At 36.3% G+C, this 16,932-nt stretch carries 11 protein-coding genes; 4 read left to right on the top strand and 7 right to left on the bottom strand.

The features are described 5' to 3' along the window. From JO950_RS17780 to thrA, 4 genes are all read right to left on the bottom strand, one after another. Positions 1-1,111: ankyrin repeat domain-containing protein (locus JO950_RS17780; RefSeq protein WP_202703841.1), on the bottom strand; the 1,111-nt coding region annotated here is incomplete at its 3' end. Between the two features lie 121 nt (positions 1,112-1,232). Next, on the bottom strand, positions 1,233-2,522 hold the full coding sequence (gene thrC, locus JO950_RS17775) for a threonine synthase (RefSeq protein ID WP_202703840.1): 1,290 nt from the start codon (positions 2,520-2,522) through the stop codon (positions 1,233-1,235). A 205-nt stretch (positions 2,523-2,727) separates the two neighbouring features. Further along, positions 2,728-3,648 carry a homoserine kinase gene (locus tag JO950_RS17770; RefSeq protein WP_202703839.1) on the bottom strand — a complete coding sequence of 307 codons (921 nt, stop codon included), beginning with the start codon at positions 3,646-3,648 and terminating at the stop codon, positions 2,728-2,730. Between the two features lie 75 nt (positions 3,649-3,723). Beyond that, positions 3,724-6,171 carry a bifunctional aspartate kinase/homoserine dehydrogenase I gene (thrA, locus tag JO950_RS17765; protein WP_202703838.1) on the bottom strand — a complete coding sequence of 816 codons (2,448 nt, stop codon included), beginning with the start codon at positions 6,169-6,171 and terminating at the stop codon, positions 3,724-3,726. A gap of 727 nt (positions 6,172-6,898) precedes the next feature. Here thrA and hutH point away from each other — a divergent pair. The 4 genes from hutH to JO950_RS17745 all read left to right on the top strand — a co-directional run bounded on the left by hutH (position 6,899) and on the right by JO950_RS17745 (position 12,030). After that, positions 6,899-8,413, top strand: coding sequence for a histidine ammonia-lyase (hutH, locus tag JO950_RS17760; protein ID WP_202703837.1), 1,515 nt, complete (start codon positions 6,899-6,901; stop codon positions 8,411-8,413). Positions 8,414-8,461: 48 nt separating this feature from the next. Continuing rightward, positions 8,462-9,106, top strand: a complete 645-nt coding sequence (locus tag JO950_RS17755) for a DUF47 domain-containing protein (RefSeq protein ID WP_017496503.1) — start codon at positions 8,462-8,464, stop codon at positions 9,104-9,106. Between the two features lie 31 nt (positions 9,107-9,137). After that, positions 9,138-10,478: an inorganic phosphate transporter gene (locus JO950_RS17750; RefSeq protein WP_202703836.1), complete on the top strand. Its 1,341-nt coding sequence runs from the start codon at positions 9,138-9,140 to the stop codon at positions 10,476-10,478. Positions 10,479-10,632: 154 nt separating this feature from the next. Next, positions 10,633-12,030 carry an SMI1/KNR4 family protein gene (locus tag JO950_RS17745; RefSeq protein ID WP_202703835.1) on the top strand — a complete coding sequence of 466 codons (1,398 nt, stop codon included), beginning with the start codon at positions 10,633-10,635 and terminating at the stop codon, positions 12,028-12,030. A 202-nt stretch (positions 12,031-12,232) separates the two neighbouring features. Here the strand turns inward: JO950_RS17745 and JO950_RS17740 are convergent, their stop codons facing one another. From JO950_RS17740 to JO950_RS17730, 3 genes are all read right to left on the bottom strand, one after another. Further along, positions 12,233-12,748 (bottom strand): DUF421 domain-containing protein, encoded by a 516-nt coding sequence (locus tag JO950_RS17740; protein ID WP_202703843.1) that lies wholly within the window; start codon positions 12,746-12,748, stop codon positions 12,233-12,235. Between the two features lie 117 nt (positions 12,749-12,865). Continuing rightward, on the bottom strand, positions 12,866-14,233 hold the full coding sequence (rimK, locus tag JO950_RS17735; RefSeq protein WP_202703834.1) for a 30S ribosomal protein S6--L-glutamate ligase: 1,368 nt from the start codon (positions 14,231-14,233) through the stop codon (positions 12,866-12,868). Positions 14,234-14,373: 140 nt separating this feature from the next. Then, positions 14,374-16,920 carry an ATP-dependent Clp protease ATP-binding subunit gene (locus JO950_RS17730; protein WP_202703842.1) on the bottom strand — a complete coding sequence of 849 codons (2,547 nt, stop codon included), beginning with the start codon at positions 16,918-16,920 and terminating at the stop codon, positions 14,374-14,376. Positions 16,921-16,932: the final 12 nt, after the last annotated feature.

Below are 16,932 nucleotides of genomic sequence, written 5' to 3'. Positions count from 1 at the left end.
GATTTATTTTTGGAAAAAGAGTTCCATCTTCGGCTTTAGTTCTGCTTATTATCTTGAAATCTTTTGATAGTAAAACTATTTCCCAATTTTGGGAACTTCCAATATATAAACTTTTTGAAGGAAGATATGTGATTTGATCTAAAACTAGATCATTTGGTAATTTTACAGAACGAATAAGATTAAAAGTTTTTTGTTCAAGAATGAGTAATTGATTATCACCTGTTGGAACAATAACATGGTTACTTTCATCAAAAGTAAAGTTCCTTATTGTTGAAGTATCAATATTTACAATTTGATCAACGATTAATTTATCATCTTGTTTTAGATATCGTATAAGGTTAGAGTTTTTAGTTAATGCAATAAACCAATCTGATTTAAACGAACTTTGTTTTATAAAAAAGATTCTTTGATAGACATAATCCTCTTTTACGATATTTTCTACTTTATTAGAAATTAATTCAATATAATGGTTTCTAAAATGATTTAAAATATTTTCGCATTTTCCTTGTTTTGCCAAATAGTAGGGCGTTCTCTGACTATTATCTTTTCTCCATTCACATCCGTTATTATATGCAAAATCAAACACAGTTGGCAAATCAAGCCAAGCTAATTTATGGAGTAAATTACTGTTGTTGTTATCGCAGCCATTTAGATCAATCTTATGATTTAAATAGATCATTATAGATTCAATTGACTTACATTTTAAATATTGAGGTTCATTTTGATCAATTTGCGCTCCATTAGTTATTAATAAATCAATTATTTTAACTTTATCATTAGATGTCGCGACAAAAAGTTCTTTATCATTCATCGTTGCACCATTATCGAGAAGATATTTTGCAATTTCGTAATTTTCTGCCCAGCATAATGGAGTTGCGTATACACCACTTCTTTCAGCATTTACATTTGCATTTTTTTTAATCAGGTATTTAACCATTTCAAAATTACCACTTAATGCAGCAGTGTGTAAAGGAGTGTCATCCATCCAGCCTTTTAAATGAATTTCTTCAGGGTTTTTCTTTAAATAATGGATTGCTTCGGAATTTTGATGTTCTTTGATAAGAGTGAAAATTTCTGGCGTTTGAGTATGGTCTTTTTGATAGATGTTCATCTTAAAAAAATTGATATTATGCACGTTTTTTAAAACTTGTCTAATGTAAATATAAAAACCACAAATCACACATAGATATTTGTGTAACTTGTAGTTTAAAATTTTGTAAAGGGACAAGCTTTTAGCTCAAAAACATCTTCAACTCCTCATAACTCCCAATCTTCACACTCACTTTCTCTTCATTAATAACACTCTCAATTTGAGCAGGAATAGGAAGTGTAATTCCTAAAGCGGGTTCAACTACATCCAAAAACTTAATAGGATGAGCGGTTTCCAAGAAAATACCAATGGAATTAGGGTGTTTTTCCAGTTCTTTTTTCAAACCTAAATAACCAACAGCACCATGTGGTTCTGCGATATAACCGTTTGTGTTATAAATATTTTTTAGAGCAACAAGTGTTTCTTCATCCGTATAACTATAAGAAGAGAAGTCTTTTTCAAAAGCTTTTAAATCATTATTGTACAACTCCTGAATGCGGATAAAGTTGCTTGGGTTTCCAACGTCCATGGCGTTGGAGATGGTTGCTTTAGAAGGTTTCGGGTCGTATTTTCCGTTTTCTAAGAATCTTGGCACCGTATCGTTTACGTTGGTGGATGCCACAAAATGTTCAATAGGCAATCCTAATCTTTTTGCCATAATTCCGGCGCAGATGTTTCCGAAGTTACCGCTTGGGCAAGAGAAAACCAACGGTTTGTTTTGGCTCTTCAAAGCTTTGTAAGCAAAGAAAAAATAAAACATTTGTGGCAGCCAGCGCGCAATATTAATCGAATTGGCCGAAGTCAGGTTTTTGTGCGCTAAAGTTTCGTCTAAAAACGCTTTTTTAACCATATCCTGACAATCGTCAAAAACACCATCAACTTCAAGAGCTTTAATATTTTGTCCTAAAGTAGTCAATTGTTTTTCCTGTATGTCGCTCACCTTTCCTGACGGGTATAAAATCACCACATCGACACCGTCAACGCCTAAAAAACCACTGGCAACCGCTCCGCCTGTATCTCCGGAAGTGGCCACAAGAACAGTGTTTTTAGCGTCTTTATTGTCTCTGTTGAAATACCCCAGACAGCGTGACATAAAACGTGCTCCAACGTCTTTAAACGCCATGGTTGGGCCGTGGAATAATTCTAAGGAGTAGATTCCGTCTTCGACTTTCACTACCGGAAAATCAAAAACTAAAGTATCCGCAATGATTTCTTTTAATTTGTCTGCCGGTATTTCATCGCCAACGAATTGTTTGATCGCTTCAAAAGCAATGTGCTCGTGGCTTAAATTTTCAATTTCATCAAAAAACGAAGGGTCTAAAGGAGTGATTTTTTCAGGGAAATATAATCCTTTATCACTGGCGAGTCCTTGTATTATCGCTTCCTGAAACGAAACCTTTGGGGCGTTATGGTTTAAACTGTAGTATTTCATTTTTTTAGTGCTTTAGGCTTTTTTGCTTTAAGCTTTAGGCAATAAGCTTTAAGCTTTTGTCTTGTTTGCAATTCATAGCCTTTAAATTATTCAAATATTTTTAATCGCATTTTTTGTCAGGCTGAGCGAAGTCGAAGCCAGGGCAAAGAATTACGCAATGGTTTTAAGCTTATTGCCTAAAGCCTATTGCTTAAAGCGTCCCGTCTTAAAGGACGCGGACACCATCCGGATTAATTTTCGAAACGTGAATTTCATACGGTAAATTCATTTTTTCGTAAACGTCGCTCATGGCTTTGGCGATTTGGTTTGCAGTTTCTTCTCCACGGCTTAAAGCGAAGATAGAAGGACCGGAACCTGAAATTCCTGAACCCAATGCACCGTTTTCAAGTGCTGTTTGTTTGATTTGGTCGAATCCCGGGATCAAAACACTTCGTAAAGGCTCCACAATTTCGTCGTGAAGCGAACGTCCGATTAAGTCGTAATCTTTGGTGTATAATCCTGCGACAAGTCCGCCTACATTTCCCCATTGCATGATGGCACTTTTTAGCGAAACGTTTTGTTTTAGTACCGAACGTGCATCCGAAGTTTTCAATTCAATTTGAGGATGAACGACAGTTGCGAACAATTCTTCAGGGCTGTCAATTCGGATAATGTCTAAGGGACTATAACTTCTTACCAAAGTAAAACCGCCTAAAAGGGCAGGAGCAACGTTATCGGCATGAGCGTTTCCGCTGGCTAATTTTTCACCCTGCATGGCAAATTGCACCAAATCCTTGCGGGAATAAGGGCGTCCCAGAAGCTCATTGATTCCAAAAACCGCTCCCGCAGAACTCGCAGCACTGCTTCCGATTCCGCTTCCGGCTTTGATATGTTTGTAAATTTCAATTTCAAATCCGCAATCTACGTCAAGTGTCTCCAACATGGCCAAAGCTGCCACCCCCGAAACGTTTTTCTCGGTCTCTAAAGGCAAATCGGCTCCCTCAATTTTGGTAATTCGAATTCCTTTTTGAGCTACTTTTCGAACAATCATTTCGTCGCCCGCATTATCCAGGCAAAGTCCCAATACGTCAAATCCACAGGAGAGATTAGCGATTGTGGCCGGGCAAAATAGTTTTATTTGTGTCATTATTTAGTTGTTTCAGGTTTCAAGTTTTAAGTTTCAAGTTGCTGGAACCTGAAACTTGAAACTTGAAACAAAAAATTATATATTTCCAATTCGAATCACATCCGCAAAAATTCCCGATGCGGTTACGGCTGCACCCGCTCCGGCGCCTTTGATTAGCAAAGGCTGATCTACGTAGCGATCGGTGTAGAAAAGTACAATATTGTCTTTTCCTTCCAGATTGTAAAAAGGATGCTCTTTTGGAATGAATTGCAGACCAACACTTGCTTTTCCGTTTTCGAATTGTGCTACATATTTCAATCTGGAATCTTTGCTTACTGCTTCGTCATAGATTTTTGAAAAATGAGGAGCATGTTGGGTTAAAGAAGTAAAGAAATCTTCGTTGTTAGTTGTGGCAAGACATTCCGCTGGCAGGAACGATTCGTTGGTGATGGCGTCAATATCCATTTCGTAACCGCTTTCGCGAATCAGGATCAGGATTTTACGCGCTACGTCGATTCCGCTTAAGTCAATTTTCGGATCTGGCTCTGTGAAACCTTGTACTCCGGCTTCTTTTACCACATCGTGAAAAGAATTGTCTTTATCGAAATTGTTGAAAATGAAGTTCAGACTTCCGGATAAAACCGCCTGAATTTTATGTACTTTATCACCTGAAGCGATTAAGTTTTTCACGGTATCAATAATAGGCAATCCAGCTCCAACATTGGTTTCAAATAAAAACGGAGCATTGTACTGAAGGGATAAATTCTTTAATTTTTTATAATTATCATAGGCAGATGAACAGGCAATTTTGTTGCAGGTAACCACCGCAATACTTTGTTTTAAGAAATTTTCGTAGGTTTCAGACACGCTTGCACTTGCAGTAATATCAACAAAGATGCTGTTACGCAAGTTTAGTTCCTTTGCACGGGCGATGAAAGCTTCTTTATTAGCCTTTTCGCCTTGATCTAAAGCCGATTGCCAGTCTTTTAACGAAATTCCGTCCTCTTCAAAAAACATTTTTCTGGAATTTGACAACGCGATCACACGAACGTTAATCTTCAAATTATCTTTTAAAAACTTTCTTTGATTGTGAATTTGTTCGATGAATTTTTCACCCACATTTCCAACACCCATCACAAACAAATTGAGCTGTTTGGTGTTTTCTTCAAAGAAATTTTCGTGCAGCGTATTCAATGCTTTCTTAACATCCCTTTCGTTAATTACAGTTGAGATATTACGCTCAGAGGCTCCTTGTGCAATAGCACGGATGTTGACATTGTTTTTTCCTAAAGTGCTAAACATTCTACCGCTTAAACCTTGATGATTCTTCATGTTTTCGCCCACCAAAGCGATAATGCACAGGTCTTTTTCGACGATACAGGGATCAACTTTATTTTGCGAAATTTCGACTTCAAAGGCTCTGTTGATGGCAGCCTCGGCATTATCTGCATCCGAATTCAGGATTCCAATACAAATGGAATGCTCAGAAGAAGCCTGAGTGATAAAAATAACGTTGATTTTTTCCTGGGACAGTACTTCAAACAAACGTTTTGACGAACCTGAAACTCCAATCATTCCAGGACCTTCAAGTGTTACCATTGAAATATTATCGATATGACTGATTCCTTTTACAACCGTATCTTTTGATAAAACCTGATCTGAAATTAAGGTTCCTTCAGCTTCCGGTTCAAAAGTATTTTTGATTAAAATTGGAATGTTTTTTCTTAAAACGGGCTGAATCGTTGGCGGATACAGCACTTTGGCACCAAAATGTGATAATTCCATAGCTTCCTGATAAGAGATTGTTGCAATAGGGTGGGCCTGTTTAACGATTTTTGGATTGGCCGTAAACATTCCGTTCACGTCAGTCCAGATTTCTAATTGTTCCGCTTCAAGTGCTCCGGCAACAATAGCAGCGGTATAATCAGAACCTCCACGGCCCAAGGTAGTGGCGATTCCGTCAAGAGTTTGAGAAATAAATCCCGGAAGAATATTAATTTTAGATTTATTTTCGGCAAAATACGTTCTGATCAATTGGTTGGAAACTTCAAAATTTACAACCGCTTTTCCAAAGTTATTGTTGGTTTTAATCAGTTCGCGGCTGTCTTTGTAAACTGCATTTTTATCAATTTGCTGATACGCCTGCGCAATGATGTAAGACGAAAGTAATTCTCCAAAACTTAAAATAGTGTCGGCAGTTCTGGGAGATAACTCACCCAGCAAGAAACAACCGTCTAACAAAGTTTCTAAGTGATTGATGATTCTTTTTACATGGCTCAACAAACTGCTTTGTTCGCTAACCGGGATAAGTACTTTTAAAGTGTCAAGGTGTTTTTTCTCAATTTCGCCCACAATTTCTCTGAAGCTTTCGTCATTTGCTGCTGCTTTTGCTGCTGCCAATTGCAGTAAATCAGTGACTTTGCTTAAGGCTGATACCACAACAACCAATTGGCTCTGCTTCGATTTTTGATTTATGATTTCGAGAACTAATTTTATATTTTGTGCATTGGCAACCGAAGTTCCGCCAAATTTTAATACTTTCATTTTTGATGTTTTTAATAAGGCGCAAAGATTTTTAGTAACAAAGGTTCAAAGGTTATCAACTGTGAACTGAAACTGAAAACTGCGACTATTTTTTTTCTTTGTAAATGTTTTTTATGTATCCAATAACTCTCTTCTTTTTAGAAAAAAGTACTAGGTAACCTGAGTGATATGTAAAATGTATACCCCTAAGGGGTAGTAATTGTTGTAGTTGAAATTGTAATAGCAGCGATTGCAACTCTGGTTTGAGTTGTTAGTGTAGAATGATATTTTACGCTGTTACTTTTCATTTTGGTTTTTCAAAAGTACAGTTTTTTATAAAAGTTAAAAATCTTTCCGGTCTTTTTATGAATATTTTAAAAATTCAAAATTCAGCAAATCAATATTGAGCTTTTTGTCAGAATTGTGTGTATTAAATTGATGGATTCATATAATTATTGAAGCTTATCTTTAAAAGAGATATGATTAATAGTCTGATTTTTAATCTCGAAAAACATTGAAAAGCGTCATTAGTCTATAAAATCGGTAGGAATTAATTGCTTTTGCTGTTTTCTTGTTAAAAAACAGAGGAGTCCTTTTATGATAAAAAGATGCCCTTGGTTTTGTCTGATTACTATTGTGAAAAGAGCAAAATCGGGGAATTCGTGAGAATCATTTTTTAATTATTAGGAATAAATGTTGCTTTTTAATATTGATTTGCTGAATTTTGAAGTCTTAAAATTTAAACAGCATGAAAGAAATTCATTATATAAGCACAGAAACCCTAAGTTTAGAAGCTTTACAGGAAATTATTGTCAATCAAAAAACACTTGAATTATCAGAAGAAGCAAAGGTGAACGTTCAAAAATGTCGTGATTATCTCGATAAAAAAATGGCTTCACATTCTGAACCTATTTACGGAATCAATACTGGTTTTGGCTCGCTTTGTAATGTGAAAATTTCGAATGAAAATTTATCGAAACTTCAGGAGAATCTTGTAAAATCGCATGCTTGCGGAACAGGAGAAGAGGTTCCGGCTGAAATTGTAAAATTGATGCTGTTGCTTAAGATCCAATCTTTGAGTTATGGACATTCAGGAGTTCAATTGCAGACTTTAGAGCGTTTGGTGGATTTTTACAATAATGATATTCTTCCGGTGATTTATACTCAGGGATCCTTAGGGGCTTCGGGAGATTTGGCACCTTTGGCACATTTATCATTACCTTTATTAGGTGAGGGTGAGGTTCTTTTTGAAGGTAAAAAAACAACTGCAGCCGAAGTTTTAAAACATTTTAACTGGGAACCAATTGTTTTACAGTCTAAAGAAGGTTTGGCTTTATTAAATGGAACTCAGTTCATGAGTGCGTACGGAGCACATATTTTATTAAAAGCATATAAATATTCTTATTTGGCAGATTTGATCGGAGCAATTTCATTAGAAGGTTTTGATGGAAGAATTGAGCCTTTTAACGAATTGATCCATTTTATACGTCCTCACAAAGGACAGATTGTAACGGCACAGCGCCTTACGGAATTTTTGGAAGGAAGCGAAATTATTGCTCAGGAGAAAAAACACGTACAGGATCCGTATTCTTTCCGTTGCATGCCTCAGGTTCACGGTGCTTCAAAAGACGCCATTGATTACGTTAGAAAAGTATTCAAAACCGAAATCAACTCTGTTACAGACAATCCTAATATCTTCATTGAAGCAGATCAGATTATCTCAGGAGGAAATTTCCACGGACAGCCTTTAGCTTTGGCTTTGGATTTTATAGCAATCGCTTTGGCAGAACTAGGCAGTATTTCTGAAAGAAGAACGTATCAGTTAATTTCAGGATTGCGTAATCTTCCGGCATTTTTGGTAGATAATCCGGGATTGAATTCAGGATTTATGATTCCGCAATACACAGCGGCAAGTATCGCAAGTCAGAACAAACAATTGGCTACACCTTCGAGTATAGATAGTATTGTTTCAAGTAACGGACAGGAAGATCACGTAAGTATGGGAGCAAACGGAGCCACAAAAGCATTACGTGTTATGGACAACTTAGAGCGTATTTTAGCTATCGAATTGATGAACGCTTCACAGGCGATTGCTTACAGAGAACCTTTGAAATCAAGTGATTTTATTGAAACATTCTTAAGCAGTTACAGAGAAGTGGTGCCTTTGGTTAAAGAAGACAGAATCCTGCATTATGATATTGAAAAAACAGTTGAATTCCTTGACAGTTTTCAAATTGAAAACGATTTGTTAACAATGGCTTAACATGGCAAAATAATATTGAAGTAATTTTGCACTATCAAAAATATAAAAATGTCAATAAACAGTATTTTCCAATTTTTAGTGCCGAAAGACAAGAAATTCTTTCCACTTTTTGAAGAGGCTTCAAGCAATCTAATTGAGTTAGCTTCTAATTTACACGAAGCTGTAAACCTTCCATTGAAAGAAAGAGAAGTTCTTTTTCAAAAAATTGATGAGTTAGAGCAAAAAGGAGAAGACATTACACGTCAAACCAATCTTGAATTGAGTAGAAATTTTATTACTCCATTTGACAGAGAGGATATTCATACATTGATTACTTCAATTGATAACGTTGCCGATTACCTTCATGGTGCGGCAAGTAGAATGAAATTATATCAGGTAGATAAGATTACAAAGTCAATCAGAAAGATGACCGAAATTAACCTTGAAGCTTGTCAGAACATCGACAGTGCTGTAAAAGAGTTAAGTAACTTAAAAAACATGAACATTATCAAAGAAGCTTGTGCCAGAATTAATAAATTGGAGAACAAGTCGGATAACGTTTATAACAAAGCAGTTTTTGAAATTTTTGAAAACGAAACAGACGCAAAAAATATCATTAAGTATAAAGAAGTGTTATCTGTTTTAGAATCAGCAACAGACAAATGTAAGAGTGTTGCGAACATACTGGAATCTATTTCTGTAAAACATTCTTAATTCAATTTATTTCATTCTGAAGTTATAATTTATGACGCTACTTATAATTATTATAGTATTAGCTTTAATTTTTGATTACATCAACGGTTTTCATGATGCGGCAAATGCTATAGCGACTGTTGTTGCGACCAAGGTTCTGACGCCTTTTCAGGCCGTTCTTTGGGCAGCATTTTTTAACTTTCTGGCCTATTGGGTTTTTGGATTTGGTGTTGCCGATACGGTTGCTAAAACAGCGCACACCATGGAAATTAACCTTGTTGTAATCCTCGCAGGAGTTATAGCAGCTATTTGTTGGAATTTATTGACTTGGTGGTTAGGGATTCCTTCAAGTTCTTCTCATACGCTGATTGGTGGTTTTGCCGGAGCAGCAATTGCTCATGCGATCGCTGTACATGGATTTTCAGGTTATGTGGGCGAAGACGGAACAACGCATTACTGGTACGAAATCGTAAGCTGGTACAAGGCTGGTAAAGAAGGAGCAATGCCTTCAGGAGTACTTATTATTATCGCTTTTATTGTATTGGCGCCATTATTGGGAGCATTGGCTTCTTACTTGATTTCGATCTGGTTGTTGAATGCTTCACGTAAAAGTATTGGGCCAAAAATATTTACTGTAGCACTGATGATTGCGACAATCTGGATGGTGAGCAGTTTAATGATTCCTTATTCAGAGATTGTTGAGCATGGAAAACCACGTTTTGAGTCTCATTTTTGGAGTGTAGCTTTTGATCCGCATAATATTAAATGGTTTTTAGTTGCTTTTATCATCTTAACCGTAAGTTTGTTTTGTTTGATATTCAGTAGTTTAAATCTTCATCAGGCAGATGCTGCTTTGAAAAAAATGCAATTATTATCTTCTGCGGCTTTTAGTTTAGGTCACGGAGGGAATGATTCTCAAAAAGTAATGGGTATTATTGCAGCTGCGGTAGCGGTTTATATCAACACTAATCCTGGTGTACACATGGATTCCTGGTTAGATGTTGTTTTGCCAAACGATGATTTAGGGGTAAAAGGAGTAATGCCGGGATGGATTCCTTTGGCTTGTTATTCTGCAATTGCAGCGGGAACTTTAAGTGGTGGATGGAAGATTGTCAAAACAATGGGTTCCAAAATCACAAAAGTAAGTTCGTTTGAAGGAGTTGCAGCCGAAACTGCAGGAGCTTTAACGCTTTATTTTACAGAACACTTAAAAATTCCGGTAAGTACAACACATACGATTACGGGTTCTATTATTGGAGTTGGATTAACAAAACGTGTTTCTGCAGTTCGTTGGGGAGTTACCGTTAGTTTAATCTGGGCATGGATACTAACCATTCCAATTTCAGCAATATTAGCCGGTTTGGTTTACTTTGTATTGAGTGTGTTTATTTAGTAAAATGATTATTGTAAAATGTGAGATGTAAATCACATTTTCTTAATATATTTTAAAGCCGATTTCAATTTGAAATCGGCTTTTTTGTTTGGTATGATGGGTTGTTTTGAAATTATAATGTATTTATATTTACTCAAAAATAAAGAAATACAGATTGGAAACAGAGCTATTGAATCAGATAGAAAGAATAAAAAGGAAGTTGATCCTGGCGAAAAATGCAGACAAGGATTTGCAAGTGTTTGGGGCTGACAGTCATAAATATATTGTAAAAGAAACGGTAAATAAAGATAAAATCTTAGCGTTTGAGAAGGAGTATGATGTACAGCTTCCAGAGGATTATAGAGCATTTTTAGTACACGTTGGCAACGGAGGGATCTCCTATGAGAATTCCGCTGCAGGACCTGGTTACGGGATATTTCCGTTTGGAGAAAATGTCGACGAATTCGTTTCTGAGAATGCAAAAAAATACCTGAAAGAAGATTGTAAGCTGGATCTAACAATGTCTGACTCATTTTGGGAGGATTTAAACAGGATCATAGAAGAAAATGATGAGATTTCGAATGAAGATTTTTATGCTGAATTAGGAAAGATATTTTCGGGATTATTGCCTATCGGTACTCAAGGATGTACTTATTATTACGCTCTTGTTTTAAACGGTGAATGGAAAGGCCGGATTGTTAATGTTGATATCGAGAGACAGAAACCTTTCTTTGTTTTTGAATCTAATTTTTTAGATTGGTACGAAAGATGGCTTGATGAAATTATTCCCGAAAGTACAATGGCAAAGGAACCGGATTTATTTCGCTATACATTAGGAGGATTGTCAGGTTATATTTTAGAAGTGTATTTTTCTACAGGGGATGATGAAATTAAAAGGGAATGTTTGAACGGGATTTTGAAAAAGAGTGCCGTAGGGTCTGAAATTCTTACTGTTTTAGAAGAGCAGTATAAGGTAAGCTCAGGAGAAAATCAAAAAACAATACTTCAGGTACTTGCTAAGTTTGATTATGAGCGTTCAAAACCTTATTTGCTTGATTTTGTAAAAGAGAATTTACTGGCTGTTTTTCAGTTTGTATTTTGGTATGCAAAAGGCAAAAGTGCGGACTGGATAGAGGTTATTAAAGCAAATGCTGATACGATTGAAGATGATGAAACCTTTAGATTTTGTACTTATTTGTTAAAAGAAACGAAGTTGGATTATGGTGAAATTATTGTCCCGTTTATGTTTAATAAAAGTGAAGAAATACGAGTGAGTACTTATTATGCACTTGGTCAAATGGGTAATAAAAACAAGTATCTCAGTGTTTTTATCGAAGGGCTTCAAGATAGTTCAAATAGAGTTATTCATGCAACTTTGCAGGCATTGGATGGGGTAGAGGATAAAAGGCTTTTAAAGCATTATAAAAGGATTGCTGAAAAATTTCCAAAAGAAAAAGATTATATTCTGGCAAATCTCAATCACAGATTAAAAGCGTATGGTTTGACAAATAAAACGATTAAGAAAATTAGTACTGATTTTGAAACCGATAACCAGGGTAAGGAATTGTATTAATTTTGGAAAAAAAAAGCTAGTTTCTTTATTGAAACAAGCTTTTTTTAGTAGGGGGTATTCTTTTGAGAATAAATAATCTTTTCCGTACTGTTTCAGAAGTATTTCTTTGTTCCATTTTTCTTCAAGCGTAGAAGAATTACATTCGTTGTTGCTCTTCGCATAGCCTAAAGAGTAGCCGCGACAGATGTAAGTATGGTAGGGGTTATTTTTGTAAATTCTTTCTATTGTGTTTTCGCTTGTAATGTGTTTGTTTAAGATTCTGTTTGTCTTTTGAAATAATGCTAATGGTGCCGTCAATTTCAAGCATAGCAAGCTTTACATCAGTTAAATGCTCTAGGCCATGTTCGCGCGCTGCTTCTTTTAATTCTTCGTGCGAAATGTCTAGTTTGCTCAAAATTTTAAAATCCAATTCTCCATTATGAATCAGGATTTCAGGTTTGTCCAGTAGTAAATTGCTGAGACCTTTGTATTTGTGTGTTAGTTTTTTGATGATGTAATTAATTATAAACAAAGCCAATGCAGCAACTAAGCCTCCCCAAAGACTAGTGTCCGGACCAACCATGGCATTTTGAACGGAATTACTAATTAATAAAATCAGAATAATATCGGCTGTATTCAATTGTGAAAGCTCTTTTTTTCCAAAGATTCTCAAAGCGATAGTCATGAAAAAATAGACGGAGAGACTTCTTAAGATAATATCTAAATAGGGAGATAGCATCATTTCGTTATGATTTGAATTAAAAAAAAACTTTGTCAAAGTAAAACCTCAACAAAGTTGCTAAATTAATGCTTAGACATTAGGTCTAAATGAATATTTTTACTGAAAAAGAATCGATTATAATTTAAAGTTCTTTTCAATCGCTTTAATCATTTCGCCTGCTACGTCTTTGTTGGTGGCTCCTTCAATTCCTTCAAGTCCCGGAGAAGAGTTTACTTCAAGTAATAATGGTCCTTTAGAAGAACGAATAATGTCAACACCTGCTACTTTTAAATCCATAGCTTTTGTGGCTTTTATGGCTATTTTTTTCTCTTCAGCAGTTACTTTTATGACAGATGCGGTTCCTCCCAAATGGATATTAGCCCGGAATTCACCTGGCATCGCTTCACGCTGTATTGCGGCTACCACTTTACCGTCGATCACAAAACAGCGAATATCTTTTCCGTTTGCTTCTTTAATGAATTCCTGAACAAGTATATTGGCATTTAAGCTCTTAAAGGCGTTGATAACACTTTCTGCTGCTTTTTTGGTTTCAGCTAAAACAACTCCTTTTCCCTGAGTTCCTTCCAGTAATTTTACGATTAAAGGAGAACCTCCAACCATCTTGATTAAATTGTCAGTATCGAGCGGAGAATTAGCAAATCCGGTCGTTGGGATATCGATTCCGCTGTTTAAAAGAAGCTGCAAAGAGTAAAGCTTGTCACGTGATTGAGTGATTGCTGTCGCAGAGTTCAGTACAAAAACCTTCAGTGCTTCAAACTGACGTGTTAAAGCACAGCCGTAAAAAGTAATGCTTGGTCGGATTCTTGGAATTATAGCATCAAATTGGTTTAGTATTTTACCACCGCGATAATGAATTTCGGGAGTTTTGGCATCCAGCTTCATATAACATTCTTTGATGTTCAAAAAATGCATTTCATGTCCGCGCATTTCACCCGCTTCCATGATTCTTTTATTGCTGTACAATTCAGGATTACTGGCCAGAAGGCCAATTCTTAATCCGGAGGTTGCTTTTTCGGAATTTTGGTACAATTCTTTTAAGGCTTCAGGACTTGGTTGTCCCAAAAGATATTTTTCTTCTGGATCAACTAATACGCGTCCGCTCATGGCTTCACGACCTAAAAGCATTCGGAATCCCATAGAATCCCTGTTAGTTAGTGTCATTTCAATTGGCCATTTGATATCGCCAATTTTTAAATGTGTCTGAATTACATAACGATGTTCTCTAAATCCGCTTGAACTTTTTACAATTCTTTTGTCAACCAACGGAGCTTCACAGTGAATGATGGTTTTAATATTATTCTGAATTGGGTTAATGTCGAATTTTACCCAATTGGCATCATTTTTTATAAAAGGAGCTATGTTTATAGCGTGCATTGCCGAAGTTTTGGCACCGGAATCGACACGAGCCTTAATTGTCGGGATTCCTAGTTCTGGAAATGAGCACCATTCTTCGCTACCTAAAATGACTTTGTTTTGAAGCATACGTTGTTTTTTATTATAGAATTTAATGGCCAAAAATAGCTATTTGCTTTTATTAAAGGTAGCAAATTATTTAAAAAAAATACCCGTTATGTTATGAAAACGTAACGGGTATGTTATTCTTGTTATAAATTTAAACTAATCTATTGATTTGTTGGTTCTTCAGCTTTATGGATTTCTACAGAAAGTTCCTGAGAATCATCTTTAAGATCCATTAAGATTTCATCACCTGAATGTATTTTTGAAGTGATGATCTCCTCGGCTAATAGATCTTCAACATATTTCTGAATCGCTCTTTTTAGAGGTCTTGCGCCAAATTGTCTGTCGAAACCTTTTTCTGCAATAAAGGCTTTTGCTTTATCGGTAAGACTTAAGGTGTATCCTAATTCTGAAACTCGGCTGTATAATTTTTTAAGTTCAATTTCGATAATCAAGTCAATATCGGCTTTTTCTAAGGCATTAAATACGATTACATCATCAATTCTGTTTAAGAATTCAGGTGCGAAAGTTTTCTTCAATGCATTTTCGATAATGCTTTTTGAGTTTTCATCGGCCTGAGCCACTTTTGCAGCAGTTCCGAATCCTACACCTTGACCGAAATCTTTCAATTGACGGGCTCCAACGTTAGAAGTCATGATAATGATGGTGTTTTTAAAGTCGATTTTACGACCTAAACTATCCGTCAAATATCCATCGTCCAAAACCTGAAGCATCATATTGAATACGTCCGGATGTGCTTTTTCGATTTCGTCTAAAAGAACTACACAGTATGGTTTTCTGCGTACTTTTTCAGTCAATTGACCACCTTCTTCGTATCCTACGTATCCCGGAGGCGCTCCAACTAAACGCGAGATCGCAAATTTCTCCATGTATTCACTCATATCGATACGGATTAACGCATCTTCTGAATCAAATAATTCTTTTGCTAATACTTTTGCCAATTGTGTTTTACCAACTCCAGTCTGGCCTAAGAAGATAAACGAACCAATTGGTTTGTTTGGATCTTTAAGCCCGGCTCTGTTACGCTGAATAGAACGTGCAATTTTTAAAACGGCTTCGTTTTGTCCGATTACTTTATTCTGAATTAACTCAGGTAATTGAGCTAATTTGTTACTTTCGGTCTGTGCAATTCGGTTTACAGGAATTCCAGTCATCATCGAAACAACATCGGCTACATTGTCTTCTGTAACTTGAATTCTATTGTTTTTAGAGTCTTCTTCCCATTGTTCCTGAGCAGTAGCCAGGTCTTTTTCGATGCGTTTTTCATCATCGCGAAGTTTGGCAGCTTCTTCGTATTTCTGTTTTTTAACCACCATGTTTTTCATTTCGCGAACTTCTTCCAGTTGACGCTCCAAGTCTAAGATTTGCTTCGGAACATCAATGTTGGTAATGTGTACACGTGATCCGGCTTCGTCCAGAGCATCAATGGCTTTGTCTGGTAAGAAACGCTCAGACATATATCTGTTTGTTAATTTAACACAGGCTTCAATAGCTTCTTGAGTGTAAGTTACATTATGATGATCTTCGTATTTGTCTTTTACATTGTTTAAGATGGCAATTGTTTCTTCAACAGAAGTTGGTTCGACAATTACTTTTTGAAAACGTCTTTCAAGGGCGCCATCTTTTTCAATATATTGTCGGTATTCGTCAAGAGTTGTGGCTCCAATACATTGGATTTCGCCTCTTGCCAAAGCAGGTTTGAACATGTTTGAAGCATCAAGTGAACCTGTTGCTCCACCTGCGCCTACAATGGTATGAATTTCGTCAATGAAAAGAATGATATCGTCGTTTTTTTCCAATTCGTTCATAACGGCTTTCATTCTTTCTTCAAACTGGCCGCGGTATTTTGTTCCGGCAACTAAGCTGGCAAGGTCAAGTGTAACCACACGTTTGTGAAAAAGAATACGGGAAACTTTTTTCTGTATAATACGCAAAGCCAAACCTTCTGCAATAGCAGATTTACCAACTCCGGGCTCTCCGATAAGAAGAGGGTTGTTCTTTTTTCTACGGCTTAGAATTTGAGAAACACGTTCGATTTCTTTCTCGCGTCCTACAACCGGATCCAGTTTTCCTTCCTCGGCCATTTCTGTTAAATCTCTCCCAAAATTGTCCAGTACCGGAGTCTTGGATTTTTTGTTTGACTTATTGGCGGGATTGTTGAAACTGCTTTCTTTAAGACTGTCATCTTGTCCTGAATCGTCATTATACGATTCGTTTCTTGGCAAGTTTTCTAAGAATTCTTCTTCGTTTGGAGTCATATTTAAATATTGTTCTTTAGCTATGTCATAATCTATTTTTAGTTTATTCAATAGCTTGGTTGTTGGATCGTTTTCGTTTCGTAAGATGCATAGAAGCAGGTGCGCTGTGCTAATTGACGAGCTTTGAAATACTTTAGCCTCCAGAAAAGTGGTCTTCAGGGCTCTTTCCGCCTGACGCGTAAGATGAAGGTTTTTCTTTTCGGCATTTACTTCAACGCTTTGATTGGCCGGACTCAGTATTTCTACTTTCCTGCGTAAATGATCTAAATCGACTGCAAGGTTATTAAGTATATGAATAGCTTTTCCGTTTCCATCTCTTAAAATGCCTAGCATTAGATGCTCAGTACCAATAAAGTCGTGGCCCAAACGCAAGGCTTCCTCTTTACTGTAGGTAATAACATCTTTTACTCTTGGTGAAAAATTACCATCCATAATATATAATTG

The sequence above is a fragment of the Flavobacterium sp. UGB4466 genome (genome assembly GCF_903469665.1).
Lineage (GTDB): Bacteria > Bacteroidota > Bacteroidia > Flavobacteriales > Flavobacteriaceae > Flavobacterium > Flavobacterium lipolyticum.
Note: the sequence above shows the minus strand (reverse complement) of the source record. Positions and strands in the feature narration are given on the sequence as shown.